This is a genomic window from Bifidobacterium thermophilum (assembly GCF_037482445.1).
GTDB classification, from domain to species: domain Bacteria; phylum Actinomycetota; class Actinomycetes; order Actinomycetales; family Bifidobacteriaceae; genus Bifidobacterium; species Bifidobacterium thermophilum_B.
This window is the reverse complement of record NZ_JBBHLY010000012.1, coordinates 104,519-131,439: the sequence shown is the minus strand read 5'-3', so window position 1 is coordinate 131,439 and position 26,921 is coordinate 104,519. Positions and strand designations below refer to the sequence as shown.

Here is a 26,921-nt window from a genome sequence, read left to right as displayed (position 1 = left end):
ATACCCGTGTGCGGGCCACCACCATAATCCGGCATTTCGTCGGTATTACTGCTGCTTGCGCTTGGTGTACATCTGCGTATTGAGCAGGGTCGAATACCGCTTGATGACCTTCGGCCTGATGACCTTCATCGAAGCGGTGAGCAGGCCGTTCTCCTGCGTGAATTCCTCCGGAAGGATAATGAACTTGCGCACGGATTCGGCGCGGGAGACCCCTTCATTGGCCATATCCACGTACTTCTGGACTTCGGCGCGTACCACCGCGTTATCGGCGGCTTCCTGCATGGTCATGTCCGGATTGAGTCCCTTCGCCTTGAGCCATGGACGCAGCGATGCCTCATCGAGGGTGATCAGCGCGGAGATGAACGGCCGTTTGTCACCTAGGACGAGCGCCTGCGAGACGAATTCGCATCGCTGGATCGTCTCCTCGATCGGGCCGGGGGAGACGTTCTTGCCGCCGGCGGTGATGATGAGGTCCTTCTTGCGGCCGATGATATACAGGAAACCATTGTCATCCAGGTGGCCCAGATCACCGGTCGCATACCATCCATCCTCGGTGAACGAGGTTTCTGTCGCCTCCTCGTTCTTGTGATATGCATGGAAGACGGAAGCGCCTTTGACCTGGATCTCGTTGTCCTTGGCGAGACGGATCGAGAATCCGGGGAACGGGATGCCGACCGATCCCTCATGGAACGGGACACCCAGCGGGTTGAACGCGCATGGCGCCGTGGTTTCAGTCAGCCCATAGCCCTCATATACGGGGATGCCGGCGCCGCGGAAGAACGCGAGCAGATCCGGGTCGAGCGGCGCTCCGCCGGTCACAATCCATTGGGCGCGTCCGCCGAGCACCTCGCGCAAGGACTTATAGACGAGCGGGTCGTACGCCGTGCGCTCGATGCGGGTCAGCGTGGAGGCCTTGCCCTGGTCGCTGATTTCCTTCATATACTTCTGCGCGGTGACGACCGAAGCCGCGAACATCACGCCCTTGGCACCATGACCGGCTTTCTGTGAGGCGGCGTTGTAGATTTTCTCGAGCACACGCGGGACCACGATCATCGCCGATGGACGTGACACCTGCAAATCGCCGATCATGGTCTTGATGCCTTCTGCGATGTAGATATGCAGCTGGCTGGCCACGCAGATGTAGTTGATGGCGCGTGCGAACGAGTGCGCCTGCGGCAGGAACAGCAGGATCGTGTTCTTCGGATTGTGCAGCAGGTCAGGCATATAGTCCGGGAGGTTCAAGGCGGTCGCGCAATAATCCTCATGGGTCATCTCGACACCCTTGGGCGCCGCGGTCGAACCAGACGTGTAGACGATCGAGCACAGGTCGGTCTTGCTGATGGATTCGATACGCGCGTCGAGCTCCTCATCGCTTACCGCGTCCGCATAGGCCTGCAGCTCATAGAGCCCGCCCGTCTCGAAGCAGAAGATCTGCTCGAGCGTCGGGCATTCCTCGAGCGCCCCGTCGGCCTTGTCACGCATCTCGGTGGTCTGGACGACCAGGAACCTGGCATCGGAGTTGTCGACGATATTGCGGATCTGCTCCGCCGAATCAGTGTCATAGATCGTGGCGAGCACGCCGCCGCACGCCATCACCGCGGCGTCGAACACATCCCATTCGTAGGATGTACGGCACATGAACGCGACCCCGTCGCCTTTCTTCAGGCCGTAGTGCAGCAGCCCCTTGGCGGTCACGCGAACCTCATGGAGGAACTCGTCGGCTGTTTTCGTAATCCACTCGCCATTGACCTTGAAGGTGTACAGGGGCTTGTCGCCCATGCGCTTGGCGCGGTCGGCGTAAATGTCGTAGATGCTCCACCCGTCGTCAAGCGGGGGATTGCCCGCCGTCGTCGAAGTCAGGCATCCGGTCTTCTGGTCGATGAACGTCGTGGTCGGATATCCGGGGCCCCATTCCGCGCTGTTCGGCAGATTGACCGGCATGTCGCTTTCGTCGATGTCCTGGGCATCAATGTAGTCAGGGTCGCCCGGCTGGTCATCGCTGACGGGATGGGTGAAATCCCCTCCAAGGCGCAACGCCTTCCGAGTGATTCTCATCGTCTGCTGTTTGACGGAATTCAGTAGAGACACGTCTTGCTCCTTGGCCTTCAGCTACATCTATCAACCTTTTGATAGTAGTCGAAATCATCCGTCCCGTCACCTTACGGTGCCGTAGCCCGGTGCGTCTTGCGGCCGATTGCCGGACATCGTATCGGCGGACCGCCCCGCGTACGGTACACTAGCCACGTACCTTGTACGCGTACATAGTAATGGAGCTAGAAAGGGCTGCTATGGCTGCACAACCAGAAGCCAGCGTGCTGTTCGGCGTCTTCAACGAGACAACGGAACAAGAACAACGCGTGGCACTGACACCGGATATGGTCGCGAGATTGCGCAAGAAAGGCGTGGCCTGCATGGTCGAGCACGATGCCGGGAACGCATCACAATACACCGATGCCGATTACGAGCACGCCGGAGCGACGGTGGCCGACCGCCCCACGCTGCTTTCCCGGTGTGACGCGTTCGGTTTCGTATCCCGACCAGCTGCCGACCTGATCGCCGCGATGCATGCGGGGCAATGGGTGATCGGCATGCTCGGTTCGTTCACGGATGACGCATACATCGGTTCGCTCCAGGCTGCCGGCCTGACCGCCGTGGCCATCGAGCGTCTGCCGCGGCAGCTGAGCGCCGCGCAATCCATGGATGAGATGACGTCGCAGAACTCCGTGATGGGATACAAGGCGGCTTTGGTCGCGGCGAACGCATACCGTTCGTTCCTGCCGATGATGACCACGGCGGCCGGCACGATTCGTCCGGCCAAGGTCCTGGTGCTCGGCGCCGGTATCGCCGGCCTCCAGGCCATTGGCACCGCCCGCCGACTCGGTGCCGTCGTCACCGCGTATGACGTGCGCCCCGCTTCAAAGGCCGAAGTGGAATCGCTGGGAGCCAAGTTCCTTGATCTGGGACTCGATTTCTCCCGAGGCCAGGGGGAAGGCGGCTATGCCCGTCAGCTCACCGCCCAGGAACAGGCCGCGCAGCAGGCGGCCGTGGATGAGAAGGCCGCGCAGTTCGACATCGTCATCACCACAGCCAAGGTTCCAGGGCGCAAGCCCCCCGTGTTGCTCACCGCAGCGGGCGTCGCGGCGTTGCACCGTGGCGCCGTGGTCGTGGATTGCGCCGCCAGTGAACTGGGAGGCAATGTCGAGGGGTCGCGAATCGGCACCCGGGTTACCGAAGGCGGCGTTACCGTCATCGGCGCCCCGACGCTGGCTTCAGAGGTCTCGAATACCGCGTCGAACCTGCTGTCGAGGAATGTCGCGGACGTGCTGTCCCATTTCGTGCGTAATGGCAGGCTCCAGACCGCACCGGGAGACGAGATCGACGACGCCTTGGTCGTGGCCGGCCGTCGCCGGGCCGAATCAGACGAATCGAACGTATCGGAAAAGAAAGGGGAGTGACATGGACCCGCTCGTTGTATCCATCACCCTGTTTGTCTTGGCGCTGCTCATCGGCGTCGAGGTCATCGGCAAGGTCCCGGCGACCTTGCACACGCCGCTGATGTCCGGCGCGAATTCCATCCACGGCATCGTCATCGTCGGCGTGGTCATCGTAGCAGCCCAGGCGGATACGCCGCTCGCCTACGTATTCGTCTTCCTCGCGGCGATCCTGGGCACGATGAACGTGGTCGGCGGCTATGTCGTCACCGACCGCATGCTCGAGATGTTCAAGAGCTCCAAGACGTCGAAGACGGATGACGACGAACACAAGGAGGTCGGCAAGTGAACGCCATCGATACCGTAACCTGGTTCGTATACCTGTTGTCGGCCGTGATGTTCGTCATCGGCCTGCATTTCATGAATTCGCCGAAGACCGCCCGTCGGGGCAACCGGGTTTCCGCAACCGGCATGGTCATCGCCGTGCTCATGGCTTTCATCCACCTGTTCATCACCGGATACCGGTCGAATATCGCGATCGCCCTGCTGGTGCTCGGTATCATCATCGGCGCCGTGGCGGGTGTGGTGAGCGCAAAGCGGGTGAAGATGACCGACATGCCGCAGCTCGTGTCGATATTCAACACGGTCGGCGGCGGTGCAGCCGCGTTGGTCGCGCTCAACGATATCCTGACCCCGCAATCCGCGCCAAGCCTGGTCGTATTCATCACCGCAGGCCTCGGCGTGGTCATCGGATCGGTCACTTTCACCGGTTCCCTGGTTGCCGCAGGCAAGCTCCAGGGCGTGAAGTTCCTGCGAAAGTTCACTCTGCCGGGCAAGGGCCTGCTCAATGTGCTGTTCATCGTATTGACTGTCGTATCATTCGTCTTGCTGTGCGCCCAACCCAGCCAGCGTCTGCTGTGGGCGGTACTGACGACACTGTTCGCACTGGTGTATGGCCTGGTATTCGTCATTCCCATCGGTGGCGCCGATATGCCCGTGGTCATATCCGTGCTGAACGCGTGCACGGGTACGGCGGTCGCGATGAGCGGCCTGGCCATCGACAATGTCGCGCTGATCGTCGCCGGTGCCCTGGTCGGTGCGGCGGGTGTCACCCTGTCCATTCTCATGGCCCAGGCGATGAACCGTCCGCTGCACAGCGTGCTTGCCGGCGGGTTCGGGGGTGCATCGGCGTCCGCATCATCGCAGGAAGGGCCCGAAGGCACCATGAAGGAGACCACCGCGGACGATGTGGCGGTACAGCTGGTCTACGCGGAAAAAGTCATCTTCGTTCCCGGTTTCGGTCTGGCGCAGGCGCAGGCGCAGCGTGAGCTCGCCGACCTGGGCGAATTGCTCAAGGCGCACGGCGTGGAGGTCTCCTACGCCATCCATCCCGTTGCCGGGCGTATGCCTGGACATATGAATGTGCTGTTGGCCGAGGCCAACGTTCCGTACGATGAGCTGGTCGACCTCGATGACATCAATCCGCGGTTCCCCTCGGCGAATGTCGCCCTGGTCGTCGGCGCGAACGATGTCACCAATCCGGCGGCGCGCCGGCCGGGAACGCCGGTATCCGGCATGCCGATCCTCGATGTCGACCAGGCGCAGCATGTCGTGGTCATGAAACGCGGCCGCGGCCGCGGGTACGCCGGTATCGAGAACGAGCTCTACTTCGAAGATAACACGCAGATGCTGTTCGGGGACGCCAAGGCCGGTCTCCAGGCGGTTATCGCGGCAGTCAAGGAGCTGCTTGCCTGACATACGCCGGGTATGCGGGCCTGTGGGCCCGGGTCGGCACATGACGGCCGACCCGGGCCCACGGCGTTGTGATACGGATGTGGTTGGCGCACATGTTCCAAAACCACGGCCACGTTGTGGACATATCGGGACCGCGGCGGAACGCAGCATGTATGCTTTGCAGCAGTTCAGATATGCATGTACAACATTCCAAGCTGATGCCCACATAGGCTGGCCAAAAGCCGGTTCGTGTGTGTGATATGGCGGCGATTGCGGGCCTCATTCAAAAGCGAGGCCAGCAATCGCCGCCGTTCCTTTGCGCCCTGTCTCCCGTCCCCGGTGCGGGTCACGCGTGCATGGCGAACGCCGTTTGCAGGAACCGTGAGACAGTGCGCCAATACCCGTCAGGCGCGGTACTCGCCGCCAGGGTGTGCCCTGCCCCGCGCACGCCCAGTGTCCTGCACAATGGCCCCCGGTACGCCGATGCAATTCTGTCCATAAACTCATGGGGCACCATCGTGTCATCCAGGCCGTGGATGCATAGCAGCGGGATGGGCATACGACGGGCCGCCGCCAGGCAATCTCCGGCGCGAAAGTCCGATCCCGTATGGATGCGCGCGGAGAAGTTCATGGCGGCCACGGTCTGCAACCCGATGACGCGGGGCATGTTCAGCATGGTCTTCGCCACAAAGCGCAACTGGTCGTCGACGCTCGCATATCCGCTGTCTTCCACGACTGCGGCGACCTGCCGAGGCAGATCGGCTTCACCGGCCGCAAGCATCACGGCGGCAGCGCCCATCGAATTGCCATGGAGGATGATGGAGGCGTCAGGATCGGCACGTACAATCACATTGACCCAGCACATCACATCACGCCGGTCGAGGCATCCGAGCCCCACGTATCTTCCTTGGCTTCGTTCATGGGCGCGCATGGCGGGAATGATCACCGTGCATCCCATCCTCGCGTATCGCAAGGCGTATTTTGCCATCTCCCGGGGCTCGCCGCAAAACCCGTGGCAACATATCGCATACGTGTGCGGGCGCGGGTGGGCGCAATCGGGATCCAGAACCCATGCGTGCAGACGAAACCCGTCTTCGCTGTACGTGGTCAGGGATTGTCGGGTGTCGTCGAACCACCGTGAGCCTGCACGCTGCTCGGCATCATTGCTCTGCAGGAGCTGTCCGCTGATTTCCTCGTTGGCGCGTTTGCTGTTCTTGACGAACAGGGGGGAGCGGGTATCGCAGGCAAAACGGTATGCCAGCCCGCCGAGGGCGAGCGTGGCCGTGCCGACCGCAGCCATGGAGGCGGCGGCGCCCTGGCCGATATGTCTGACTGTTGTCGTCGTCTGTAAAGACATATGCATTCCTTCTCCCGCTTACAGTGCTCCTTCTATTGTATGGCTGTCCATGGCGCACCGATTGAATGGGCGATGCGGGGTTCCGCCATCGTTCCGCCATCGGGGCGCAGTTCCGTCCGGCGGTGGTGTATAATACAATCTGTTGCTTTGGCGGACTTGTCCGCCACGCTTTGGCGAGGGAGGTTCGACCTCCGTAATCGACTCGGCTGATGGCAAAGTACTTCCGGTGCTTGGAATCGGCGCGTCGGCGCGCCGAAACAACACCCGGCCCGGGCCTCCGGACCGGCTGACGACCAAGTAACCAGTAAGGAGAGCCAGCATGGCAACCAATACCATCACCCTCGAAGGCGAAGTCCGCGACCAGTTCGGCAAGGGCGTCGCCCGACGTCTTCGCGTGGCCAACAAGATTCCGGCGACGATTTACGCCGGCGGCAACGACCCCGTGTTCGTCACCCTTCCGATGAAGGAGACCACGCTGGCGCTGCGCCACACCAACGCGCTGTTCACCATCAAGTTCGGCGACGATTCCAAGATCGCCGTCGTCAAGGATGTCCAGCGCAATCCTGTCAAGCGCATCGTCGAGCATGTCGACTTCTATGAGGTCAAGGCCGGCGAGAAGATCGACGTCGAGGTGCCGGTCTTCGTCGAGGGCACGCCGAAGGGCGCCGCCGTCGCGTTCGTCGACATCCAGGAGCTCAAGGTGCGTGCCGACGTCTCCAACCTGCCGGAGCGCATCGTGGTCAATGTCGACGGTATGACCGACGGCACCAAGGTGTTCGCGAAGGATATCGCCCTGCCGGAAGGCGCCGAGCTTGACATCGAAGATCCGGAAGAGTCTGTCGTCACCGTCGAGGTGCCGGAAGACGCCACCGAATCCACCGCCGAGACCGCTGAGGCTGCGGCTCCTGCCGCCGACGCCGCGCCGGCCGCCGACGCCGCCACCGACGCCAAGTGAGCGTGGGGGAGAGGCACGACGGCGTGATTCGCGTCCTCCCGTGACATAAGGCGGGGGTCTGCCACATCGGCGGCCCCCGCTTTTTCATATTGTGAACTTTCAAGCATGCTCGTCGCCGACGTGTGCGAAAGTAAATGCCAGAGCCGGCGCCAGAAGCGCCAGCGCATTACACGCAAAGCCGTGATAACGGTTGATTCAAGAAGAAGTTACTATGACTGAACAATCACATCATGATCCAGCGCAACTGAACAAGCTCGCCGACGAATTCACCGTCCTGCCGAACGATCACCCGGCTTCGGACGCCAAGCGTCAGGAGCTGATCGACAAGCCGGCTTTCGGCCAGATTTTCTCCGATAACATGGCCCATATGACGTGGACCGCAGGCGAAGGCTGGTCCGATCGCCGTGTCGAACCGTATGGCCCGTTGAAGATGGATCCAGGCGCCTCGGTGCTGCATTACGCACAGGAATGCTTCGAAGGCCTGAAGGCCTACCATCATGCCGATGGCTCGATCTGGCTGTTCCGCCCTGACGCGAACGCCGAGCGTTTCCAGAATTCCGCCAAGCGCCTGTACCTGCCTGAGCTCCCGGTCGACGATTTCCTCGGTTCCGTTGCGGCACTGGTCCGTCGTGATGCCAACTGGGTGCCGACCCGCCGCGAGTACACCCTGTACATGCGTCCGTTCATGTTCGCCTCCGAGCCGTTCCTCGGTGTGCGCGCGCCGAAGGAGGTCGATTATTGCGTAATCGCTTCCCCGTCGGGCCCGTACTTCCCGGGTGGCGTGAAGCCGGTGAGCATCTGGATCGAAGACAAGTGGTTCCGCGTCGGCCCCGGCGGCACCGGTTTCGCCAAGTGCGGCGGCAACTACGCCGCCTCGCTGCTCGGCGAGTACACGGGCATCAAGAACGGCTGCGAGCAGGTGTGCTTCGTCGATGCCGCGACCAAGACCTACCTTGAGGAGCTCGGCGGCATGAACATGTTCATCGTGCACAAGGACGGACACCTCGAGACCCCGTCGCTCACCGGCAACATTCTGCCTGGCGTCACCCGCCGCTCGCTCATCCAGCTGGCGCAGGATGACGGCCATGATGTGGTCGAGGGCATGATCAAGTTCGACCAGCTGGTCGAGGACATCAAGTCCGGTGAGGTCACCGAGGTGTTCGCCTGTGGCACCGCGGCCATCATCACGCCGATCGGTCGCTTCAAGTCCGACAAGATCGATGTGACCGTCGCCGATGGCGGTTCGGGCGAGCTGACCATGAAGCTGCGCAACCAGCTGCTCGGCATCCAGCTCGGTGAGATCGAAGATCCGCACAACTGGATGTGGAAGGTGTGCTGATTCGCGTTCTCATTGACAACGCCGACAAGCCATGAAGAACAGGGCGATCCCTTCGGGGGTCGCCCTGTTCTGGTATACGTACGACTTGAACATGCCGTAACCACGCTCGCGGCATCCGACTGATTGCAATGAAGAGGTGACCATGACCGTCACATTGGAAAGCAACGGCTTTTTCATGGGCATCGAATACGTGGCGGTATTCTGTTGCGGCCTGCTTGGAGGACTCGCTGCCATTCGCAAGGGCTATGATCTGTTTGCAATCGTGCTGACAGCATGGCTCACCGCCCTTGGCGGCGGTATCGTCCGTGACGTGATCCTCGGTGCACTACCGCCTGTCGGCATCTCGGACCGGGCCATGGTGCTGACCTGCCTTGCCGCGGGACTGATTGTGGCGGTCATCCATCCCGAAGTGAACCGGCTCAAATGGTCCATGCTGGTACTCGATGCGTTGGCGCTCGGGTTGTTCGCGGTCAATGGGACGCAGAAGGCGCTCATGTACGGCACAAGCGGGATGACCGCCGTGTTCCTTGGGATGTTCACCGCGTTGGCGGGCGGTCTGATACGCGACATGCTGCTCAATGAGGTGCCGATGGCGGTGCGTGACCGGCATTGGTATGCGTTCCCGTCTTTGGTCGGGTGCATGCTGACTGTCGTATCATACCGTCTCGAAGGCCGGGGGATTATTCCCTATCAAGGCGAAATCATCTTCGATATCGCCATTGTCATCGTGGTCGTCCTGATGCGCGTGCTGTCTGTCCGGTTCGACATCAAGCTGCCGGGCGCAGTGCCCCGCGACAAGCCGGTGGATATCGTCTCGCCCATCCACCGGCGGCATGGGCAAGACGACGGCGTCGACCGCAATTGATTGGCTGCCGGGTAGGCGGCACCGCGAGACGGGCACGACTTGCAGAGCAGAGGATGATGCTCTCGTTTCATCATCATATTCGACATGATACGAGCTGCGAACGATGAGGGCCCCATGCATCGAACAGCATGGGGCCCTCATCGTGTGGAACCGGAGATTGCCGGCTCATATGCATGCCGCATCACGGGCGGATGCGGCATGCAGCCAAATCACATCGCGTTGATGGCGCGGGCAAGACCGGACTTGCGGTTCGCAGCCTGGTTCTTGTGGATCACGCCGGCACCCGCGGCCTTGTCGAGCTTCTGGGCGGCGAGCTTGTACGCTTCTTCGGCGGCGGCCTTGTCGCCCGCGGCGATAGCCTCACGGGTGCGACGGACGACTGTCTTGAGGCCGGACTTCACCGACACGTTGCGCTTGTGCGCCTTCTCGTTGGTCAGGACGCGCTTCTTCTGCGACTTGATGTTTGCCAATGTAACTCCAAACGACGGTTGCTATAAGGACATACGAGCGATTATGATACCACGGAACCGGGATAACTTGCGACCGGCGGCACGCGCGTATCATATGACGCAGGCAGATGCGTTTGCCGGGTACAGTCGGTAGACTAGGACAAATAGGATGCCGGCACACCGCCGCAACGGCGACAAGGCATCGGCAAAAAGGCAACACCAGTCGACAAATGCCGGCGCGACAGGCGCCGGGAAGGAGAACTTTCAGTGATTGAACCGAAGAACAAGCCCGGCTTTACCGATCAGTCGCTGATTCGCAACTTCTGCATCATCGCCCATATCGACCACGGCAAATCCACCGTGGCCGACAGAATCCTCCAGCTGTCGGGGATCGTCCCGCAGCGTGAGATGCGCGACCGGTTCCTCGACCGCATGGATATCGAACAGGAACGGGGCATCACCATCAAATCGCAGGCGGTGCGGGTGCCGTGGACCGTGGACGGCACCGAATATACACTCGGCATGATCGACACCCCCGGGCATGTGGATTTCACCTATGAGGTCTCCCGTGCGCTTGCCGCATGCGAAGGCGCGGTGCTGCTGGTCGACGCGACACAGGGTATCGAGGCGCAAACCCTGTCGAACCTCTATATGGCGATCGATCATGACCTGACCATCATTCCCGTGCTCAACAAGATCGACCTGCCGAGCGCAGAGCCCGACAAGCACGCCGAGGAGATCGCTGGACTCATCGGATGCAAGCCCCAGGACGTGCTGCGCGTGTCCGGCAAGACAGGGGAGGGTGTCGCGGATCTGCTGGACACCATCGTCATGGATATCCCCGCGCCGCACGGCGACCCGCAAGCGCCGGCACGCGCGCTGATCTTCGACTCCGTCTACGACTCCTATCGCGGTATTGTCACCTACATCCGCATGGTCGACGGCGAGCTCAAGTCCCGCGAGAAACTGCACATGATGGGAATCGGCATGACGCACGATCCCATCGAAATCGGCGTCATCAGCCCCGACATGACACCCACCAAGGCATTGGGCGCCGGCGAGGTCGGGTATGTGATCACCGGGGCCAAGGACGTCAGCCAATCGAAAGTGGGTGACACCATCACCTCTGCAATCCGCCCGGCTACCGAACCGCTGCCCGGCTACCGCGATCCGAAACCGATGGTGTATGCGGGCCTGTTCCCGATCGACAACGCACAGTTCCCGGAACTGCGTGATGCGCTGGACAAGCTCAAGCTCAACGATGCCGCACTGGTGTATGAGCCGGAGACCTCGGTGGCATTGGGCTTCGGGTTCCGATGCGGTTTCCTCGGCCTGCTCCACATGGAAATCGTCTCGGAGCGCCTTGAACGCGAATTCGGGCTCGACCTGATCTCCACCGCCCCGAGCGTACCCTATGAGGTGACTGCGGAAGACGGGTCCGTCCACCATGTCACCAATCCGAGCGAGTTCCCTGAAGGCAAAATCAAGAGGATCGTCGAACCGATGGTCGCCGCCGACATCATCACGCCGAAGGAGTTCATCGGCTCGGTCATGGACCTGTGCCAGGAGCATCGTGGCGAAATGGGCGATATGGAATACCTCAGCCCCGAACGTGTGGAGATGCACTACCGGATCCCGCTCGCGGAAATCGTGTTCGACTTCTTCGACCAGCTGAAAAGCCGTACCAAGGGGTATGCCTCACTCGACTACCATGAGGATGGCGAGCAGGCGGCCGACCTTGTCAAGGTGGACATCCTGATCCAGGGGGAGAAGGTCGATGCGTTCAGCGCGATCGTACACCGCGACAAGGCATATTCGTACGGTGTCATGATGACCAAGAAGCTACGCGAGCTCATCCCGCGCCAGCAGTTCGAGATCCCGATCCAGGCGGCGATCGGATCGCGGATCATCGCCCGCGAGAATATCCGCGCCCTGCGCAAGGATGTGCTCGCCAAATGCTATGGCGGCGACATCACGCGCAAGCGCAAGCTGCTCGAGAAGCAGAAGGCGGGCAAGAAGCGCATGAAGATGCTCGGCCATGTCGAAGTCCCGCAGGAGGCCTTCATCGCGGCGCTTTCCACCGGCGAGGCGGGCACGGACCGCGATACGAAGGACAAGATCCGCGCGGCCCAGAAGGCCGACAACTGAATCCCGATCCATCTGAGGCTGGCCCTATGACCTTCGAGGTGTACATCCATGTGCCGTTCTGCCTGCGCAGATGCGGATACTGCGATTTCAACACGTATACGGCCTTGGATCTCGGTGCCGGTGCGTCACGCGAGCGGTACGCCGGCATGGCGATCCGCGAGATGGAATCGGTCGCCCGATGGCAGCGGGAGCACGGCGTCGAGGAACCCGCGGCAAGCTCGGTGTTCTTCGGAGGCGGGACCCCGACGATCCTGCCCTCCGGTGATCTGGTCGCCATGCTGCAGGCGGTACAACGGATCTGGGGATTGCAAGACGATGCGGAAATCACCACCGAGGCGAATCCTGATACCGTTGACGATGCCTATATCGCCGAACTGGCACAAGGCGGATTCAACCGTATCTCCTTCGGCATGCAATCCGCGGTCCCGCATGTCCTGCGCACATTGGATCGCCGTCATACCCCGGCGAATGTCGAGGCCGGCATCCGTGCAGCCGACGACAACGGCATGCGCTCCAGTGTCGATCTCATTTACGGTGCGCCGGGGGAGAGCCTTGAGGATTGGTCCGCCTCACTCGACGCCGCGGTATCGCTTGGGGTGAACCATATTTCCGCCTACGCGCTGACCGTCGCCCCGCACACCAAAATGGGCCGTCTGATTGCATCGGGCAGACTGCCGCGTCCGGATGACGATGATGAAGCCGCAAAATACGAGATGGCCGCCGAACGGCTGTCATCAGCTGGTCTGGCCTGGTACGAAATCAGCAACTGGGCGCGCCCCGGCTATGAATCAAGGCATAACCTCGGTTACTGGCGCAATGCGGATTGGGCGGGCATAGGACCCGGGGCCCACTCCCACTACGGGCTACGTCATGGCGTCACCGTCAAGGGCGAAAACGGACCATCCCTATCCGCCACCCGCCGTTCCAACGCCGATGCCGGGTTCCGGAAAACCGCTGCAGCCGGCGTGGCGCCTGCCGACACAGCCGGAAACGGGCTTGCGCAGGCGAACGCGGTATTCGAAGCGGGCAATTCGGCAGTCGGCATACGGGCGTGGGATATCCTGCATCCCAGGGCGTGGGCGCAATCGCTCCAGGCCGGCTGCGTGCCATGGCAAGGCGCGGAGGGAATCTCGGCACGCGCGGATATGGAGGAGACGCTCATGCTCGGGCTGCGTCTGCGCGAGGGGCTGGACACCTCCCGCTTCGACGGGGTGATTCCGGCGGACGCCTGGCACCGGCTTGAAGCCGAAGGACTGCTGACCCTGTATGGGGCAAGACCCGGCGGCAACGCACATGAACCCCGTCAGGCCCGTGCGGTGCCCACGCTGCGGGGACGATTGCTCAACGATGTCATCATCGAGCGTCTCTTCGATTATCTGCCGTGAACGCTGTGGGCATGTCCTTACTGCAAGGAAGCTAGCATGGCGATACCGGTTTCGCACAGACGCACATTCGATGGAATGGAGGAGACATGGACCAGCGAGAGCGTATGCTTGCAGGACTGCCTTACAAGGCCTGGCTTGATGGATTGCCCGAGGCGCATCAGGAGTGCAAACGAAAACTCCATAAGCTCAACACCATGGCCCCTGATCTCCAGCCAGAGGGAGTACCGCGGCTGTTGGAGGAGCTGTTCGTCCATGTCGGCGCGCGTGCCTGGCTTGAACCGCCCTTCCACTGCGATTATGGCTGGAACATCACGGTCGGCGACGACTTCTACGCCAACTTCAATCTCACCATTCTCGATGTCGGGGCGGTGACCATCGGATCGCATGTGTTTATCGCGCCGAACGTCTCCATCTATACGGCGGGCCATCCGGTGCACCCGGCGAGCCGCAACTCCGGATATGAGTACGGGATCCCCGTCACCATCGGTGACAATGTCTGGCTGGGCGGCAATACCGTGGTACTGCCCGGGGTGACCATCGGGGACAACGTCGTAATCGGGGCAGGCAGCGTAGTGACCAAGGACATTCCCGCCAACTGCATCGCCGTCGGCAATCCGTGCCACGTCGTACGCGCGATCACCGAAGACGACCGGGACTATTATTTCAAGGACCGCCGTTTCGATGTGACAGACTACTGACACGCCGGCGGGACACGTACATATCCGTGTCCCGCCGGTCGGATTGCAGTCATGGTCTTGACTTTTGCGCTCAACTCCGTTATATGGACATGCGGTGATGTTTGGGCGGCATGCGCTGTACCCTATAAACGCAGTGTATTGGCCGCAGGCAAAAGCCTGCCTGAAGAGAGGTGATTTCGGTGACGTTCAAAGCCCCGCTAGATTTGACGGTTCATCGCCCGGAAGGCATGTACGACCCTTCCCAAGAGCATGATGCCTGCGGTGTCGGCATGGTCACCACGTTGAACAAGCGTCCGGAACGCAAGATCGTCGACGATGCCATCGAAGTACTGGTCAACCTCAATCATCGCGGTGCGGTCGGCGCCGAGGAGAATACCGGTGATGGCGCCGGTATCCTCATGGCCATGCCGGATGCGTTCATGCGCGCGACAACGGGTATGGAACTGCCCGAGGCCGGGCATTATGCGGCGGGTATCGCTTTTCTTGACCGTGATATCGCCACGTCGGGGCAGCAGGAACAGGCTATCGCCAACATCGTGAATGAGGAGGGGCTCGAAGTCCTCGCATGGCGCGTCGTCCCGACGAAGCCCGATGGGCTCGGCCTGCAGGCGCTGGCCTCGATGCCGTCGTTCAAGACCCTGGTTGTCGCGGATCCGGCAGGCAGGCTCGCCGGCATCGAGCTTGACCGCAAGACGTTCCGTATCCGCAAACGTGTCGAGCATGAGGTCGGCATCTATTTCGCCTCGCTTTCCGCCCGTACCATCACGTACAAGGGCATGCTCACCACCATGCAGCTGACGAGCTTCTTCCCCGATCTGCTTGACGAACGCATGAAGACGACCATCGCCGTCGTGCATTCGCGCTTCTCCACGAACACGTTCCCGAGCTGGCCGCTGGCCCAGCCGTTCCGCCTGATTGCCCACAACGGCGAAATCAACACCATCCAGGGCAACCGCAATTGGCTGTCCGCGCGCGAGGGCCGTCTGAGCTCCGAACTGCTCGGCGAGTTCAAGCCGCTGCTGCCGATCGCCACGCCGGGGTATTCCGATTCCGGCACCTTCGACGAGTGCCTGGAACTGCTCCATCTCGCCGGCCGCAGCCTTCCGCATGCGCTGCTCATGATGCTGCCCCCGGCATGGGAGAACGACGATACGCTCGACCCCGATGTCAAGGCGTTCTACGAGTACAACAACACGCTGATCGAGCCTTGGGACGGCCCTGCCGACATCGTCTTCACCGACGGCACGCTGGTGGGCGCCCAGCTTGACCGCAACGGGTTCCGCCCGGGACGTTGGCAGGTCACGGATGACGGCTATCTCGTGCTGGCCTCGGAAGCAGGCGTCGTGCCCGAGATCGGCCAGGAGCACATTGTCGCCAAGGGCCGTCTCGAACCTGGCAAGATGTTTCTGGTCGACACCAAGGAAGGCCGGATCATCCCCGATGCCGAGATCAAGCATGAACTCGCCTCGCAGCACCCGTACCGCGCATGGATTGAAGGCAATTCGATCGAGATGAGCGAACTGCCGGTACGCGAGCACGTCAGCCACTTCGGCCAGTCCGTGCAGCGCCGCCAGCGTGCTTTCGGCTACACCGAAGAGGACCTGAAGCTTCTGCTCGCGCCTATGGCGAACACCGGCAAGGAACCTTTGGGCTCCATGGGGTCAGACACCCCGCCGGCCGTGCTGTCAAAGCGCAGCCGTATGCTGTTCGACTATTTCACCCAGAAATTCGCCCAAGTCACCAACCCCCCGCTGGATTGGGAGCGCGAACGCATCGTCACCAGCCTCGAGTCGGCGATCGGTCCGGAAGCGAATCTTCTGCAGGACACCGAGCTGCACGCGAAGAAGATCCTCATCCCGCTGCCGGTCATCAATTCTGACCAGATGGCCCAGCTCAAGCGCCTGGACAAGGCAAAGATCCTCGGCGGCTTCTACAAGCCGTTCGTCGTGCGTGGCCTCTATCAGGTCGCCGGCGGCGGCAAGGCCTTGGAGGAGCGCCTTGAGGAGATCTTCCAGGAAGTGGATGATGCCATTGCCCAAGGCAAGAACTTCATCGTGCTTTCCGACCGTGAGTCAGATCACACCTGGGGTCCGATCCCGTCGCTGTTGCTGACCAGCGCGGTCCAGCATCACCTGCTGCGGCAGCATACGCGTACGCAGGTCTCGCTCGCCGTCGAGGCCGGCGATGTGCGTGAGATCCACCATGTCGCCCTGCTCATCGCCTATGGCGCGGCATGTGTGAACCCGTACCTCGCATTCGAATCGGTCGAGGAGCTCGCCCGCACCGGCTATCTCAAGGTGGATGCGCAGACCGCCGTCAAGAATCTGACGCGCGCGCTGTCGACAGGCGTGCTCAAGATCATGAGCAAGATGGGCGTCTCTACGATCATGAGCTATCGCGGAGCCCAGCTGTTCGAGGCCGTAGGCCTCAACCAGGAGGTCATCGACAAGTACTTCACGGGTACGACATCCCGTGTCGGGGGAGCAGGCCTTGACGAGATCGCCGAGGAAGTGGCGATCAGGCATCGCGTCGCCTACCCGAACCAGTGGACCAGCCGTCCGCACCGCAATCTGCGCACCGGCGGCGACTACAAGTGGCGGCGGACCGGCGAAGACCATCTCAACGACCCTGAGGCGATCTTCCTGCTCCAGCAGGCCACCCAGCGCGGCGACTACAACCTATTCAAGAAGTATTCGGCGCACATCAACGATACTTCGAACCGTCTCATGACACTGCGCGGTCTCATGAAGTTCAAGCAGACCCGCAAGCCCATCGACATCTCCGAGGTCGAGCCCGCAAGCGAGATCGTCAAGCGATTCTCCACAGGCGCCATGAGCTACGGCTCCATATCACAGGAGGCCCATGAGACGCTCGCCATCGCGATGAACACCATCGGCGCACGGTCGAACTCCGGTGAAGGCGGCGAATCCGACGACCGTATCAACGATCCGCTGCGATACAGCCGGATCAAGCAGATCGCATCGGCGCGATTCGGTGTGACCAGCGACTACCTCGTCCACGCCACCGATCTGCAGATCAAGCTCGCCCAAGGCGCCAAGCCGGGCGAAGGCGGACATCTGCCGGGCGCCAAGGTGCCGCCGTGGATCGCCAAGGTCCGTCATGCGACACCCGGCGTCGAGCTGATCTCCCCGCCACCGCACCATGACATCTACTCCATCGAGGATCTCAAGCAGCTGATCAACGATGCGAAGATGGCCAATCCGAAGGCGCGCGTGCATGTCAAGCTCGTCTCGGAGTTCGGTGTCGGCACCATCGCGGCAGGTGTGGCCAAGTGCCATGCCGATGTGGTGCTCATCTCCGGCAGTGACGGCGGCACCGGTGCGGCTCCGCTCAACGCCATCAAGCACGCCGGCACTCCTTGGGAGATCGGCCTCGCCGAAACCCAGCAGACGCTCGTGCTCAACGGTCTTCGCTCCCGTATCGTCGTGCAGTGCGACGGCGAGCTCAAGACCGGTCGCGACGTCGTGATCGCAGCGCTGCTTGGCGCTGAGGAATTCGGTTTCGCCACGGCGGCGCTCATCACCGAAGGCTGCGTGATGATGCGGGCATGCCAGAAGAACACCTGCCCGCAAGGCATCGCGACGCAGGATCCGGAGCTGCGCGCCCGGTTCCGCGGCAAACCCGAATACGTGATCAACTTCTTCATGTATATTGCGCAGGAAGTCCGTGAGATCCTCGCACAGCTCGGTTTCCGCACGCTTGAGGAGGCTGTCGGCCATGTCGAGTGCCTCGACCAGAACGAGGCGGTTGCCAGGTGGAAGTCCGACGGCATCGACCTGAGCAATGTGCTCATGCAGCCCGGCCCCATCCCTGGAACGATCCTGCATCAGACCATCGAGCAGAACCATGAGCTCGACAAGGCCTTGGACAACAAGCTCATCGAACTTGCCCAGCCCGCCCTCGAGCACAAGGAACCGGTGCGCATCGAGATGCCGATTCGCAATGTCAATCGCACACTCGGCACCATGGTCGGTTATGAGATCACCCGTCGGTATGGCGCCGAAGGCCTGCCCGATGACACCATCGACATGACCTTCCACGGTTCCGGCGGCCAGTCCATCGGTGCATTCATTCCGCGTGGCGAGACCATCCGCGTCTACGGCGAGGTGAACGATTACGCCGGCAAGGGCCTGTCCGGCGGCCGTATGGTCATCCGCCCGGAACACGATATCACCTTCGACCCGCATAGCAATGTGATCGCAGGCAACGTCACCGGTTTCGGAGCCACATCAGGCGAGATGTTCGTTGCGGGACGTGCAGGCGAACGGTTCGCCGTACGTAACGGCGGTGCGACCTTCGTCGTCGAGGGTGTGGGTGACCACGGTTGCGAGTACATGACCGGCGGTGTCGTCGTGATTCTCGGCTCGACCGGACGCAACTTCGGCGCCGGCTTCTCCGGCGGCGACACCTACGTGCTGGACCTCGACATGCGCCAGGTCAATCCTGACGCGCGCAAGAGCGGTGCACTGCTGTTCGAGCCATTGGATGGTGAAGACGAGCAGCTCGTCCATGATCTTGTCAAACGTCACGCCGAAGAGACCGGATCAGCATTCGTACAGGGACTCGTGGATGACTGGGAACACACGCGCACCCGGATCACACACGTGACGCCGAAGCATTATGTCGCCATGACCAAGGCGATGGAACAGGCAAAAGCCAACAACGTCGACTTCAATGCGCCAGGCGCTTGGGAGCACGTTTACGAGCAAGTCATGGAAGGAGCACACTGACATGGGAGATCCCAGAGGATTCCTGAAAGTCCGTACCCGTCGCGAGCTCGCCGAACGCCCGGTCGAGGAACGCATCAAGGATTGGCTCGATGTCCACGCCGAAAGCGGCCTGCAGCCGTGGACCACGCAGCAGGCGGCACGATGCATGGATTGCGGCACACCGTTCTGCATGAGCGGATGCCCGCTGGGCAACATCATCCCAGAATTCAACGACCTGGTCCGCCAGGAGAAGTGGGAGGACGCCTACAACAGGCTGTCCATGACCAACAACTTCCCCGAGGTCACCGGTCGCATCTGCCCGGCGCTGTGCGAACAGGCCTGTGTGCTTGGTATTCATCAGCCGCCGACCATGATCAAGAACGATGAGGCCACGATCATCGACCAGGCTTGGGAGCTTGACTATGTCAAGCCGATGCCGCCTGAGCGCCTGACCGATATGACAGTCGCGGTCGTGGGGTCCGGTCCGTCCGGTCTTGCCTGCGCGCAGCAGCTGACCCGTGCCGGCCATACGGTCGTCGTGTATGAGCGTGATGACGCCATCGGCGGTCTGATGCGCTATGGCATCCCCAACTTCAAGCTGGACAAGCGTCTGCTCGACCGCCGTGTCAAGCAGATGGAAGCCGAGGGCACCCGCTTCCGCACCAATACCGAAATCGGCAAGGATATCAGTTGGGACGAGCTGCGCGATCGCTATGACGCGGTGGTCGTCGCCATCGGTTCCACGGTCCCGCGTGATATGAAGATCCCGGGACGGGAGCTCGAAGGCATCCACTTCGCGATGGAGTTCCTGCCGGATGCCACCCGACGTGTCTATGGTGTTGAACCGGTGCACGATATCACTGCCAAGGACAAGCATGTGGTGGTCATCGGCGGCGGCGACACCGGCTCCGACTGCCTTGGCACCGCGATCCGGCAGGGTGCCAAGGACGTGACCGTCCTGCAGATCATGCCGAAGGAACCTTCAAGCAGGCCCGATAACGCGCCATGGCCGACCTTCGCCAGGACGTACCAGAAGACCTCCTCCATGGAGGAAGGCGGCACGTACGTCTATAATGTCGATTCCGTGGAATTCGAGGGCGAAGGCGCAGACCGCGTCACCATCGAGCATTCCGCCACGGCATCCGGCTTCATCGCGGATGAGCACGGCCATGTCACCGGGCTGAAGATCGTCGATGTGGCGCCGGGTGAGAACGGGCCGTTCACCCGTCAGGCAGGCACGGAACGGGTCATTCCCGCAGATCTTGTCCTGATTTCGGTCGGTTTCCTTCATCCCGATACGTCCACGATCATGGAGCAGATGCCGGTCGAACTCGACAAGCGTGGCAATCTTGCCCGTAATGACGACTTCGCGACATCCCAGGACGGTGTGTTCGTATGCGGCGACGCCGGCCGCGGACAGAGCCTCGTTGTGTGGGCGATTTCCGAAGGCCGCAGCTGTGCGGCCGCAGTCGACCGGTATCTGACCGGATCGACCGAACTGCCGGCACCTATCGTGCCTACGCAGCGTCCGATGATGTTGCCGCGTTAAGTGGAAGGCTGTGGCCGCACCGCGATATAGTCGGGTTTTGATTCCGCCTGTCGTTCGGTGCGGCCGCAGCCTTTCGTGTGTACTGGCATACCACCGAGAGAATGCTAGTACACTGGTTACCGATTCATTTCATGCGAAGGGAGCGATATGCCGAACCGTGCAGAACGCCGAGCAGCAGCAAAGCGCAACAAGCAGAACAGGGGTATCCCGCAGCAGTACGACGAGACCAATGGCCGCAACCGTGGCGGCATGGTCGACGAGTATACGCTGCAGGAACGTTCACGCCGTCTTGAAGAGCATGAACAGGCAGGCGAATGGAAGCCCAGCTCGAGTGTGCAGCAGCGCAAACCCGAGACCGAGGACATCAACCTGAACAATCCGAAGATCGGTGGCGCACCGCATTCCGTACGCCAGGTATTGCGCATCATCACGTGGATCCTGATTGTCCTGTGCGCAATCGCGTTCCTGGTCATCATGTGGATCCCATCAGTGCCGATGTGGCTGATCATCACCATTGCCGCAGTATTCGGCGTCTCGGTGGTCAGCCTGTTCTTCGTAGCCGGCGACTCGAAGGATAACCCGAATCTTGATGCCAACGGCTGCGCAATCTGAATCCTGCAGCTCGTATTCTTCCCCGGCCGGGCGCATGGGCGCCCGGCCGCATGGTATTCATGGCGTCTTCTGACCACATCGCCAATTGTGGCTCGACAGGGACAGGACCGGGAATCATACTCGGATATGGGCGGATTCCCGCACATGACCCGCTACGAGTATTCAGGAGTGTCAAATGCCCAATACGCCATGGCTGTCTTCAATGATCCTCATCCTTGTCACGGCGACCCACATGATGTCCGCATCGCCGTTTCCCATGCAACCATCCCCATATGCCACTGTGATAGGGGACCGCAGCGGCGCCTCGTCCCGGCAGAGCCTGCTTGCAGATGGATCGTCCTGTCCGGCACTCGTCGGGAACGCCAGCGGCATCCGACACGCCCGGCACGTGACTCACGGACCTCTTGCCGATCAGGCATCCGAATCAGTATCATCGCACCGCCGCTGCTCCTCGCTGATGGCCTGGCCTGTCATCCACCCGACAGTAGCGAGGAGATTCGAACGCCCGGCACGACTACGGGCATCTGGACACCGCGGCATCGACCTTACAGCAAAGCCAGGCGATATCATCGTGGCGCCTGCCAAAGGAACACTGCGTTTCAGCGGCGAGGTCGCCGGGAAATCCGTCATCAGCATCGAGCACGACAATGGGTATGTCTCGACATTCGAGCCTGCCACTACCGCCATTCCTGTTGGCACAACCGTGGAGCGCAACGATTCCGTCGCAATCGTGCAGGGTGATTCGGACCACTGCGGTTCATCCTGTGTCCATTGGGGAGTCAAGACGATTTCGCACGAGGACCATTATGCCGATCCACAGTCCATGGTCGTCGAGCATTCCATAGGGCTCAAACCGTCGACACCATCAAGGTCATAGCCCGGCATCGGCGAGGGTCACGTATCCGGGGTCGATGAGCTTCGCTTTCAGGTTCGAGGCATTGACCGCCACGAGCTTCCCGGTGATGACCGGTATGGTCTTGCCGTTGATTGTCTTGTTGCTTACGGATGACATCGAGGCCAGGCTGCCGCCTGTGGACAGGCGCTTTGCCGCCTGCGCGATATCCTTGGCGATGCCTTGCCTGTCTTCGAGGGCGGTCATCCATTGCTTGCCGTTGACGATATCGGGAAGCATCGCGGTATAGGCGCCGTACCCGGTGATGACCGGCCAGGACAACACAGTATCGTTCTCGGAGGTGTTGCCGCCGCTGTCGGCACCCTGTGGCGCCGGAACCGCTGACTTTGTCAGATCCTTGTGCCCTGAGAGGCTGCCGACGATGCCCATGATGGAAATGGATGGGTTGATATCCGCTGCAGAGCCTTCATATCCCAACGCTGTCAGCTCGTCTACCGCCACTGATGCTACGTAGTCGTTCATGGCGATGATGCCGTCGACGTGGGCGGGGGAAGAGGATCCATCGTTCTTGAGCCGCGCGGTCAGCTCCTGCTTGATATCGTCATCGCCGGTGGCGGTGAATGCCACCGAGCTCCAGCTGGAGCCCGTCGTCTTCGCGTTCAAGGTGTCAGAGGCGGTGACCGCGGCACCTGACCGGAAATACGGGCCAAGCACCTTCCACATCCCGCTGAACGCCTCTTTGGCGAACTGCGTCGAGCCATTCCCCCCGTCATCCGATGATGCACTGACCGGCAGCAGGATTTCAATGGTTTTCGGCTTGGACGCGCTGGCGGAATCAAGCTGCAACTTGTTTACCAACTGCTTGGCCTGCAATTGCCCTATCATGCTCGCCGTCGACATCCGCACCAATGCATCGGGGGTCACTCCGCTGATGTCGTTGGACAGTACGATGACGTGCATGCCGGATTTCTCCGCCAGTTCCAGCGCGCTGGAGAGTCGTTCCGACGCGACGGCATCGTCGTCTCCCGATGCCGTCTCCGTTGTGGTCACGTAGTCCCCGTATTGTGCCACCGTCTTGTCGGTGGACGTGCATGGTGCGACGATGAGCGTGGTATCGTCTGCGTCTGAACCCGAGGACGCCTTATTGCCGGACGCGATATTCACGACGTAATCCTGGATGTCCTGGCTTTGCTTGTCCAGGCTGGTATCTTTGTACGTGCTGATATTGTCGGAAGAGAAACCGAGATCCTCCAGCTGCTGCGTGATCTCGGGAACGAGCTTCGCCCATTTGTTCAACGGCGTGTACTGGGAAAGCGTAATGCCATCCGAAGGCGTGAAAATCGCAACCGCCCCGGGGGAGTGGCTTGTCGGTGCGGCAGTCCGCTTTGCATCGGCTGCCCCACACGCCGCTGTGCCCGCCAACAGGCCCGCACACACCACTGCCGCGAAAACGTTCCTCAGTATGCTGAAGCTGCGCAATCCCATATCCATCCTTCGGTTCGGCTCGCTGATGATTGTAGTATACAGACAGCAAAAAGCCCGGGGGCGAACCTGTCCCCGGGCCATATCTCCACGAACCGCCTCAGGCTCGGGATATCATACGTTACTTGGCGAGCGCTTTGGCGAGCTCTTCGTCGAGTGCATCCATGAATCCCTGCGTGTCAAGCCATGCCTGGTCGGGGCCGACGAGCATGGCGAGATCCTTGGTCATACGGCCGGATTCAACGGTCTTGATGATGACATGCTCGAGCGTTTCGGCGAAATGCGCGACTTCAGGGGTGTTATCAAGCTTGGCGCGATGCTTCAGGCCACCGGTCCATGCGAAAATCGAGGCGATCGGATTGGTCGAGGTCTTCTCGCCCTTCTGCCAGCGCCGGTAGTGTCTGGTGACGGTGCCGTGCGCCGCCTCGGCTTCGACCGTCTGCCCGTCCGGCGTCATCAGGACCGAGGTCATCAGGCCGAGTGAGCCGAAACCTTGGGCGACACTGTCGGACTGCACATCGCCGTCATAGTTCTTGCACGCCCAGATATACCCGCCATGCCACTTGAGCGAGCTGGCGACCATGTCATCGATGAGACGGTGCTCGTAGGTAAGCCCTTCGGCCTCGAACTGGTCCTTGAATTCTGTTTCGAAGACCTCGGCGAAGATGTCCTTGAATTCCCCGTCATACGCCTTGAGGATCGTGTTCTTGGTCGACAGGTATACGGGAAGGTGGCGCTGCAGGCCGTAACGGAAGCAGGCGCGGGCGAAACCGCGAATGGACTCGGCGACGTTGTACTGGACCTGGGCGACACCGGCACCGGGGTAGTCGAAGACCACGTGTTCGATGGGTTCGCTGCCGTCATCCGGCGTGAAGGTGACTGTCAAGCGCCCCGGACGGTCGACTTTGAAGTCGGTGGCCTTGTACTGGTCGCCGAAGGCGTGACGCGCGACGACGATCGGCTTGGTCCATCCCGGAACCAGACGGGGGATATTGGAGATCACGATCGGCTCACGGAAGATCGTTCCACCCAGAATGTTGCGAATCGTACCGTTCGGGGACTTCCACATCTTCTTGAGGCCGAATTCCTTGACCCGGGCCTCGTCGGGGGTGATGGTCGCGCATTTGACGCCGACATGCTCGCGTTTGATGGCGTTCGCCGCGTCGATGGTCACCTGGTCGTCGGTGGCGTCGCGGTTCTCGATGCCCAGATCGTAGTATTCCAAGTCGATATCGAGATACGGAAGGATCAGACGGTCCTTGATGTCCTTCCAGATCACGCGGGTCATCTCGTCGCCGTCGAGTTCGACGACCTTGCCCTCGACCTTAATCTTGGCCATGAATTCCTCCTCACGGGGTTGTGAAGGTGTGATATACCGTCTATTCATAGCGTATCCCGGTAACATATGCCCGCACTCGTCCACGATGTTGGACGGTGCGTCATATCCCGATAGCGGGCCTGTTTCGTCACGTGCTCGCATTAGCCTTGGAACCATGTCTCAGGAAATTGAAATCGGCTTGGGTAAAAAAGCCCGGCTCGCCTATTCACTCGACGATGTCGCCATCGTTCCGTCCCGCCGCACCCGTGATCCGCAGGATGTCAGCACTGCCTGGCAGATCGACGCCTATGAATTCGACGTGCCGGTCATCGCCGCGCCTATGGATTCGGTGACCAGCCCGAAGACCGCCATCGAAATGGGCCGTCTTGGCGCCCTCGGCGTGCTCGATCTTGAAGGGCTGTGGACGAGATATGACGATCCGGAACCGCTGTTGGACGAAATCGCGTCGCTTCCCGAGGGTGAATCAACCCGGCGTATGCAGGAGATCTATGCCGAGCCTATCAAGCCTGAACTCATTGCCGAGCGTTTGCATGAGATCCGTGAAGCCGGTGTCACCGTGGCGGGCGCATTGAGCCCGCAGCGCACGCAGGAATTCTATTCGACTGTCCTCGACGCGGGCGTTGACCTGTTTGTGATTCGCGGTACCGCCGTGTCCGCGGAACACGTGTCGACCGATCATGAGCCGCTGAATCTCAAGAAATTCATCTATGATCTCGACGTCCCGGTCATCGTGGGCGGGGCGGCGAACTACACCGCCGCGCTGCATCTGATGCGGACCGGAGCCGCCGGAGTGCTCGTGGGGTTCGGCGGAGGCGCCGTCTCCGGCACGCTCAACACCATCGGCCTGCAAGCTCCTATGGCCACGGCCATCGCGGATGTCGCGGAGGCGCGACGCGACTACATGGACGAGTCCGGTGGCCGGTATGTCCAGCTGATCGCCGACGGCGGCATGGGGTCATCAGGCAACTTCATCAAGGCGTTCGCCATGGGCGCGGACGCCGTGATGCTCGGTTCCCCGCTCGCCCGCGCCACCGAGGCACCGGGACATGGCATGCATTGGGGCGCCGAGGCGCGTCACCAGACGCTGCCTCGTGGCAAGCGCACCGATGTCGGGACGGTCGCCCCGCTCAAGGAGATCCTTTTCGGCCCGAGTCACCAGGCGGACGGCACGACCAACTTCATCGGGGCGTTGCGCCGTGCCATGGCTTCGACCGGATACGTCGATGTGAAGAACTTCCAGCGTTGCTCGGTGGTGGTCACGTCGACCACCAGGTAGAGGTGCCTGTCATGGTGGATGATCGCGGCGGATGACCGCAGTTATCCACATATAACGTTTGCCTTGCCGTGCAGCTTGACACGGCAAGGCTTTTTTGTTGTGCTGGTTCCATAGGCCGGGCGCGGAAGCCGGCTGGCCAACGATGTCGCCTTAATGGAAAGGGGAACCATGGACAACAGCGATGCACTCTGGGTATACCGTTTCAACCAGCATCGTCTTCCCATGATGCAAGGCCGTATCGCCCTGGGTACCGGCGGGCTTGCGGTCACGGTCAAGGTCAACGGGTATTTCCGTGAGGCGCCAGAGGCGTTCGTCCCCGATTTCTGCAAGAAGCATTCCTTCATTGTCTGCCGTCTGGCATGCATGCTCGTCGATGCGATACGGGGCCGTGGCGTCACGGACCTGATGCGCATGCATCTGTCGGGCGAATGCATCAAGCGGATCGAATTCATGTGGCAGCTCATGGAGTCATATGAGCATGTATGCCATGGCAGGCGTGCCGACGCCCAACTCAAGCGCCTTCCCACCATCCCTTGCTGGATGGAGGTCGCGTTGGTGACCGATGAACGCATCGAATATAATGTCAATGTCAACGTAGGCAGGTCCATCTACCATTCCTCGATCGTGTTCCGCAAACAGGCGAGCAAATGGGTGGCGGTACTCGCCGATGTCGGCTGATCGTTCCCGGCGAATCGCGAGGCAACGGCAGGGCATAGGAC

General features: G+C 61.2%; 20 protein-coding genes. 15 read left to right on the top strand and 5 right to left on the bottom strand.

The window, feature by feature from the left end:
• Positions 1 to 45: 45 nt before the first annotated feature.
• Positions 46 to 2,088, bottom strand: a complete 2,043-nt coding sequence (locus WD012_RS07600) for an AMP-dependent synthetase/ligase (protein ID WP_339563145.1) — start codon at positions 2,086 to 2,088, stop codon at positions 46 to 48.
• 200 nt (positions 2,089 to 2,288) lie between these two features.
• Between WD012_RS07600 and WD012_RS07595 the strand changes: the two genes are divergently transcribed.
• The 3 genes from WD012_RS07595 to WD012_RS07585 are packed head-to-tail and all read left to right on the top strand — an operon-like array spanning position 2,289 to position 5,186.
• Positions 2,289 to 3,455, top strand: a complete 1,167-nt coding sequence (locus WD012_RS07595) for a Rossmann-fold NAD(P)-binding domain-containing protein (protein ID WP_339563144.1) — start codon at positions 2,289 to 2,291, stop codon at positions 3,453 to 3,455.
• A 1-nt stretch (position 3,456) separates the two neighbouring features.
• Positions 3,457 to 3,780 carry an NAD(P) transhydrogenase subunit alpha part 2 gene (locus tag WD012_RS07590; protein ID WP_339563143.1) on the top strand — a complete coding sequence of 108 codons (324 nt, stop codon included), beginning with the start codon at positions 3,457 to 3,459 and terminating at the stop codon, positions 3,778 to 3,780.
• Entirely contained in the window at positions 3,777 to 5,186 is a 1,410-nt protein-coding gene (locus WD012_RS07585; protein WP_339563142.1) for an NAD(P)(+) transhydrogenase (Re/Si-specific) subunit beta, read from the top strand. Before WD012_RS07590 ends, WD012_RS07585 begins: the two co-directional genes overlap by 4 nt.
• Before the next feature lie 325 nt (positions 5,187 to 5,511).
• On the opposite strand, the gene WD012_RS07580 is transcribed toward WD012_RS07585, so the two are convergent.
• The gene (locus WD012_RS07580; protein WP_339563141.1) at positions 5,512 to 6,522 is read right to left on the bottom strand and encodes an alpha/beta hydrolase; all 1,011 of its coding nucleotides are present in this window, start codon (positions 6,520 to 6,522) and stop codon (positions 5,512 to 5,514) included.
• Positions 6,523 to 6,841: 319 nt separating this feature from the next.
• Here WD012_RS07580 and WD012_RS07575 point away from each other — a divergent pair, with 319 nt between their 5' ends.
• The 3 genes from WD012_RS07575 (at position 6,842) to WD012_RS07565 (ending at position 9,681) form a co-directional block, all read left to right on the top strand.
• Positions 6,842 to 7,477: a 50S ribosomal protein L25/general stress protein Ctc gene (locus WD012_RS07575; RefSeq protein WP_339563140.1), complete on the top strand. Its 636-nt coding sequence runs from the start codon at positions 6,842 to 6,844 to the stop codon at positions 7,475 to 7,477.
• A 211-nt stretch (positions 7,478 to 7,688) separates the two neighbouring features.
• The gene (locus WD012_RS07570) at positions 7,689 to 8,816 is read left to right on the top strand and encodes a branched-chain amino acid aminotransferase (protein WP_339563139.1); all 1,128 of its coding nucleotides are present in this window, start codon (positions 7,689 to 7,691) and stop codon (positions 8,814 to 8,816) included.
• A 142-nt stretch (positions 8,817 to 8,958) separates the two neighbouring features.
• Positions 8,959 to 9,681: a trimeric intracellular cation channel family protein gene (locus WD012_RS07565; RefSeq protein ID WP_339563138.1), complete on the top strand. Its 723-nt coding sequence runs from the start codon at positions 8,959 to 8,961 to the stop codon at positions 9,679 to 9,681.
• A 209-nt stretch (positions 9,682 to 9,890) separates the two neighbouring features.
• Here WD012_RS07565 and rpsT read toward each other — a convergent pair whose 3' ends face one another.
• Positions 9,891 to 10,151 carry a 30S ribosomal protein S20 gene (gene rpsT, locus WD012_RS07560; RefSeq protein ID WP_339563137.1) on the bottom strand — a complete coding sequence of 87 codons (261 nt, stop codon included), beginning with the start codon at positions 10,149 to 10,151 and terminating at the stop codon, positions 9,891 to 9,893.
• Positions 10,152 to 10,397: 246 nt separating this feature from the next.
• Here rpsT and lepA point away from each other — a divergent pair, with 246 nt between their 5' ends.
• The 7 genes from lepA (at position 10,398) to WD012_RS07525 (ending at position 22,129) form a co-directional block, all read left to right on the top strand.
• A complete protein-coding gene (lepA, locus tag WD012_RS07555; RefSeq protein WP_339563136.1) occupies positions 10,398 to 12,278 on the top strand; it encodes a translation elongation factor 4 in 1,881 nt (626 codons plus the stop codon).
• Between the two features lie 26 nt (positions 12,279 to 12,304).
• A complete protein-coding gene (hemW, locus tag WD012_RS07550; RefSeq protein WP_339563135.1) occupies positions 12,305 to 13,663 on the top strand; it encodes a radical SAM family heme chaperone HemW in 1,359 nt (452 codons plus the stop codon).
• An 86-nt stretch (positions 13,664 to 13,749) separates the two neighbouring features.
• Positions 13,750 to 14,361: a sugar O-acetyltransferase gene (locus WD012_RS07545; protein ID WP_339563134.1), complete on the top strand. Its 612-nt coding sequence runs from the start codon at positions 13,750 to 13,752 to the stop codon at positions 14,359 to 14,361.
• Positions 14,362 to 14,540: 179 nt separating this feature from the next.
• On the top strand, positions 14,541 to 19,112 hold the full coding sequence (gene gltB, locus WD012_RS07540) for a glutamate synthase large subunit (protein WP_339563133.1): 4,572 nt from the start codon (positions 14,541 to 14,543) through the stop codon (positions 19,110 to 19,112).
• 1 nt (position 19,113) lies between these two features.
• On the top strand, positions 19,114 to 20,640 hold the full coding sequence (locus tag WD012_RS07535) for a glutamate synthase subunit beta (RefSeq protein WP_339563132.1): 1,527 nt from the start codon (positions 19,114 to 19,116) through the stop codon (positions 20,638 to 20,640).
• 147 nt (positions 20,641 to 20,787) lie between these two features.
• Positions 20,788 to 21,252, top strand: a complete 465-nt coding sequence (locus tag WD012_RS07530) for a tripartite tricarboxylate transporter TctB family protein (RefSeq protein WP_339563131.1) — start codon at positions 20,788 to 20,790, stop codon at positions 21,250 to 21,252.
• 175 nt (positions 21,253 to 21,427) lie between these two features.
• Positions 21,428 to 22,129 carry a M23 family metallopeptidase gene (locus tag WD012_RS07525; protein WP_339563130.1) on the top strand — a complete coding sequence of 234 codons (702 nt, stop codon included), beginning with the start codon at positions 21,428 to 21,430 and terminating at the stop codon, positions 22,127 to 22,129.
• On the opposite strand, the gene WD012_RS07520 is transcribed toward WD012_RS07525, so the two are convergent.
• On the bottom strand, positions 22,124 to 23,590 hold the full coding sequence (locus WD012_RS07520; protein WP_339563129.1) for a substrate-binding domain-containing protein: 1,467 nt from the start codon (positions 23,588 to 23,590) through the stop codon (positions 22,124 to 22,126). The two genes, WD012_RS07525 and WD012_RS07520, sit on opposite strands and share 6 nt — an antisense overlap.
• 118 nt (positions 23,591 to 23,708) lie before the next feature.
• The gene (locus tag WD012_RS07515) at positions 23,709 to 24,926 is read right to left on the bottom strand and encodes an NADP-dependent isocitrate dehydrogenase (RefSeq protein WP_339563128.1); all 1,218 of its coding nucleotides are present in this window, start codon (positions 24,924 to 24,926) and stop codon (positions 23,709 to 23,711) included.
• A 154-nt stretch (positions 24,927 to 25,080) separates the two neighbouring features.
• Here WD012_RS07515 and WD012_RS07510 point away from each other — a divergent pair, with 154 nt between their 5' ends.
• Together WD012_RS07510 and WD012_RS07505 are read left to right on the top strand one after the other, a co-directional pair.
• Positions 25,081 to 26,202 carry a GuaB3 family IMP dehydrogenase-related protein gene (locus WD012_RS07510; protein ID WP_339563127.1) on the top strand — a complete coding sequence of 374 codons (1,122 nt, stop codon included), beginning with the start codon at positions 25,081 to 25,083 and terminating at the stop codon, positions 26,200 to 26,202.
• 168 nt (positions 26,203 to 26,370) lie between these two features.
• Positions 26,371 to 26,880, top strand: coding sequence for a hypothetical protein (locus WD012_RS07505; protein WP_339563126.1), 510 nt, complete (start codon positions 26,371 to 26,373; stop codon positions 26,878 to 26,880).
• Positions 26,881 to 26,921 lie beyond the last annotated feature (41 nt).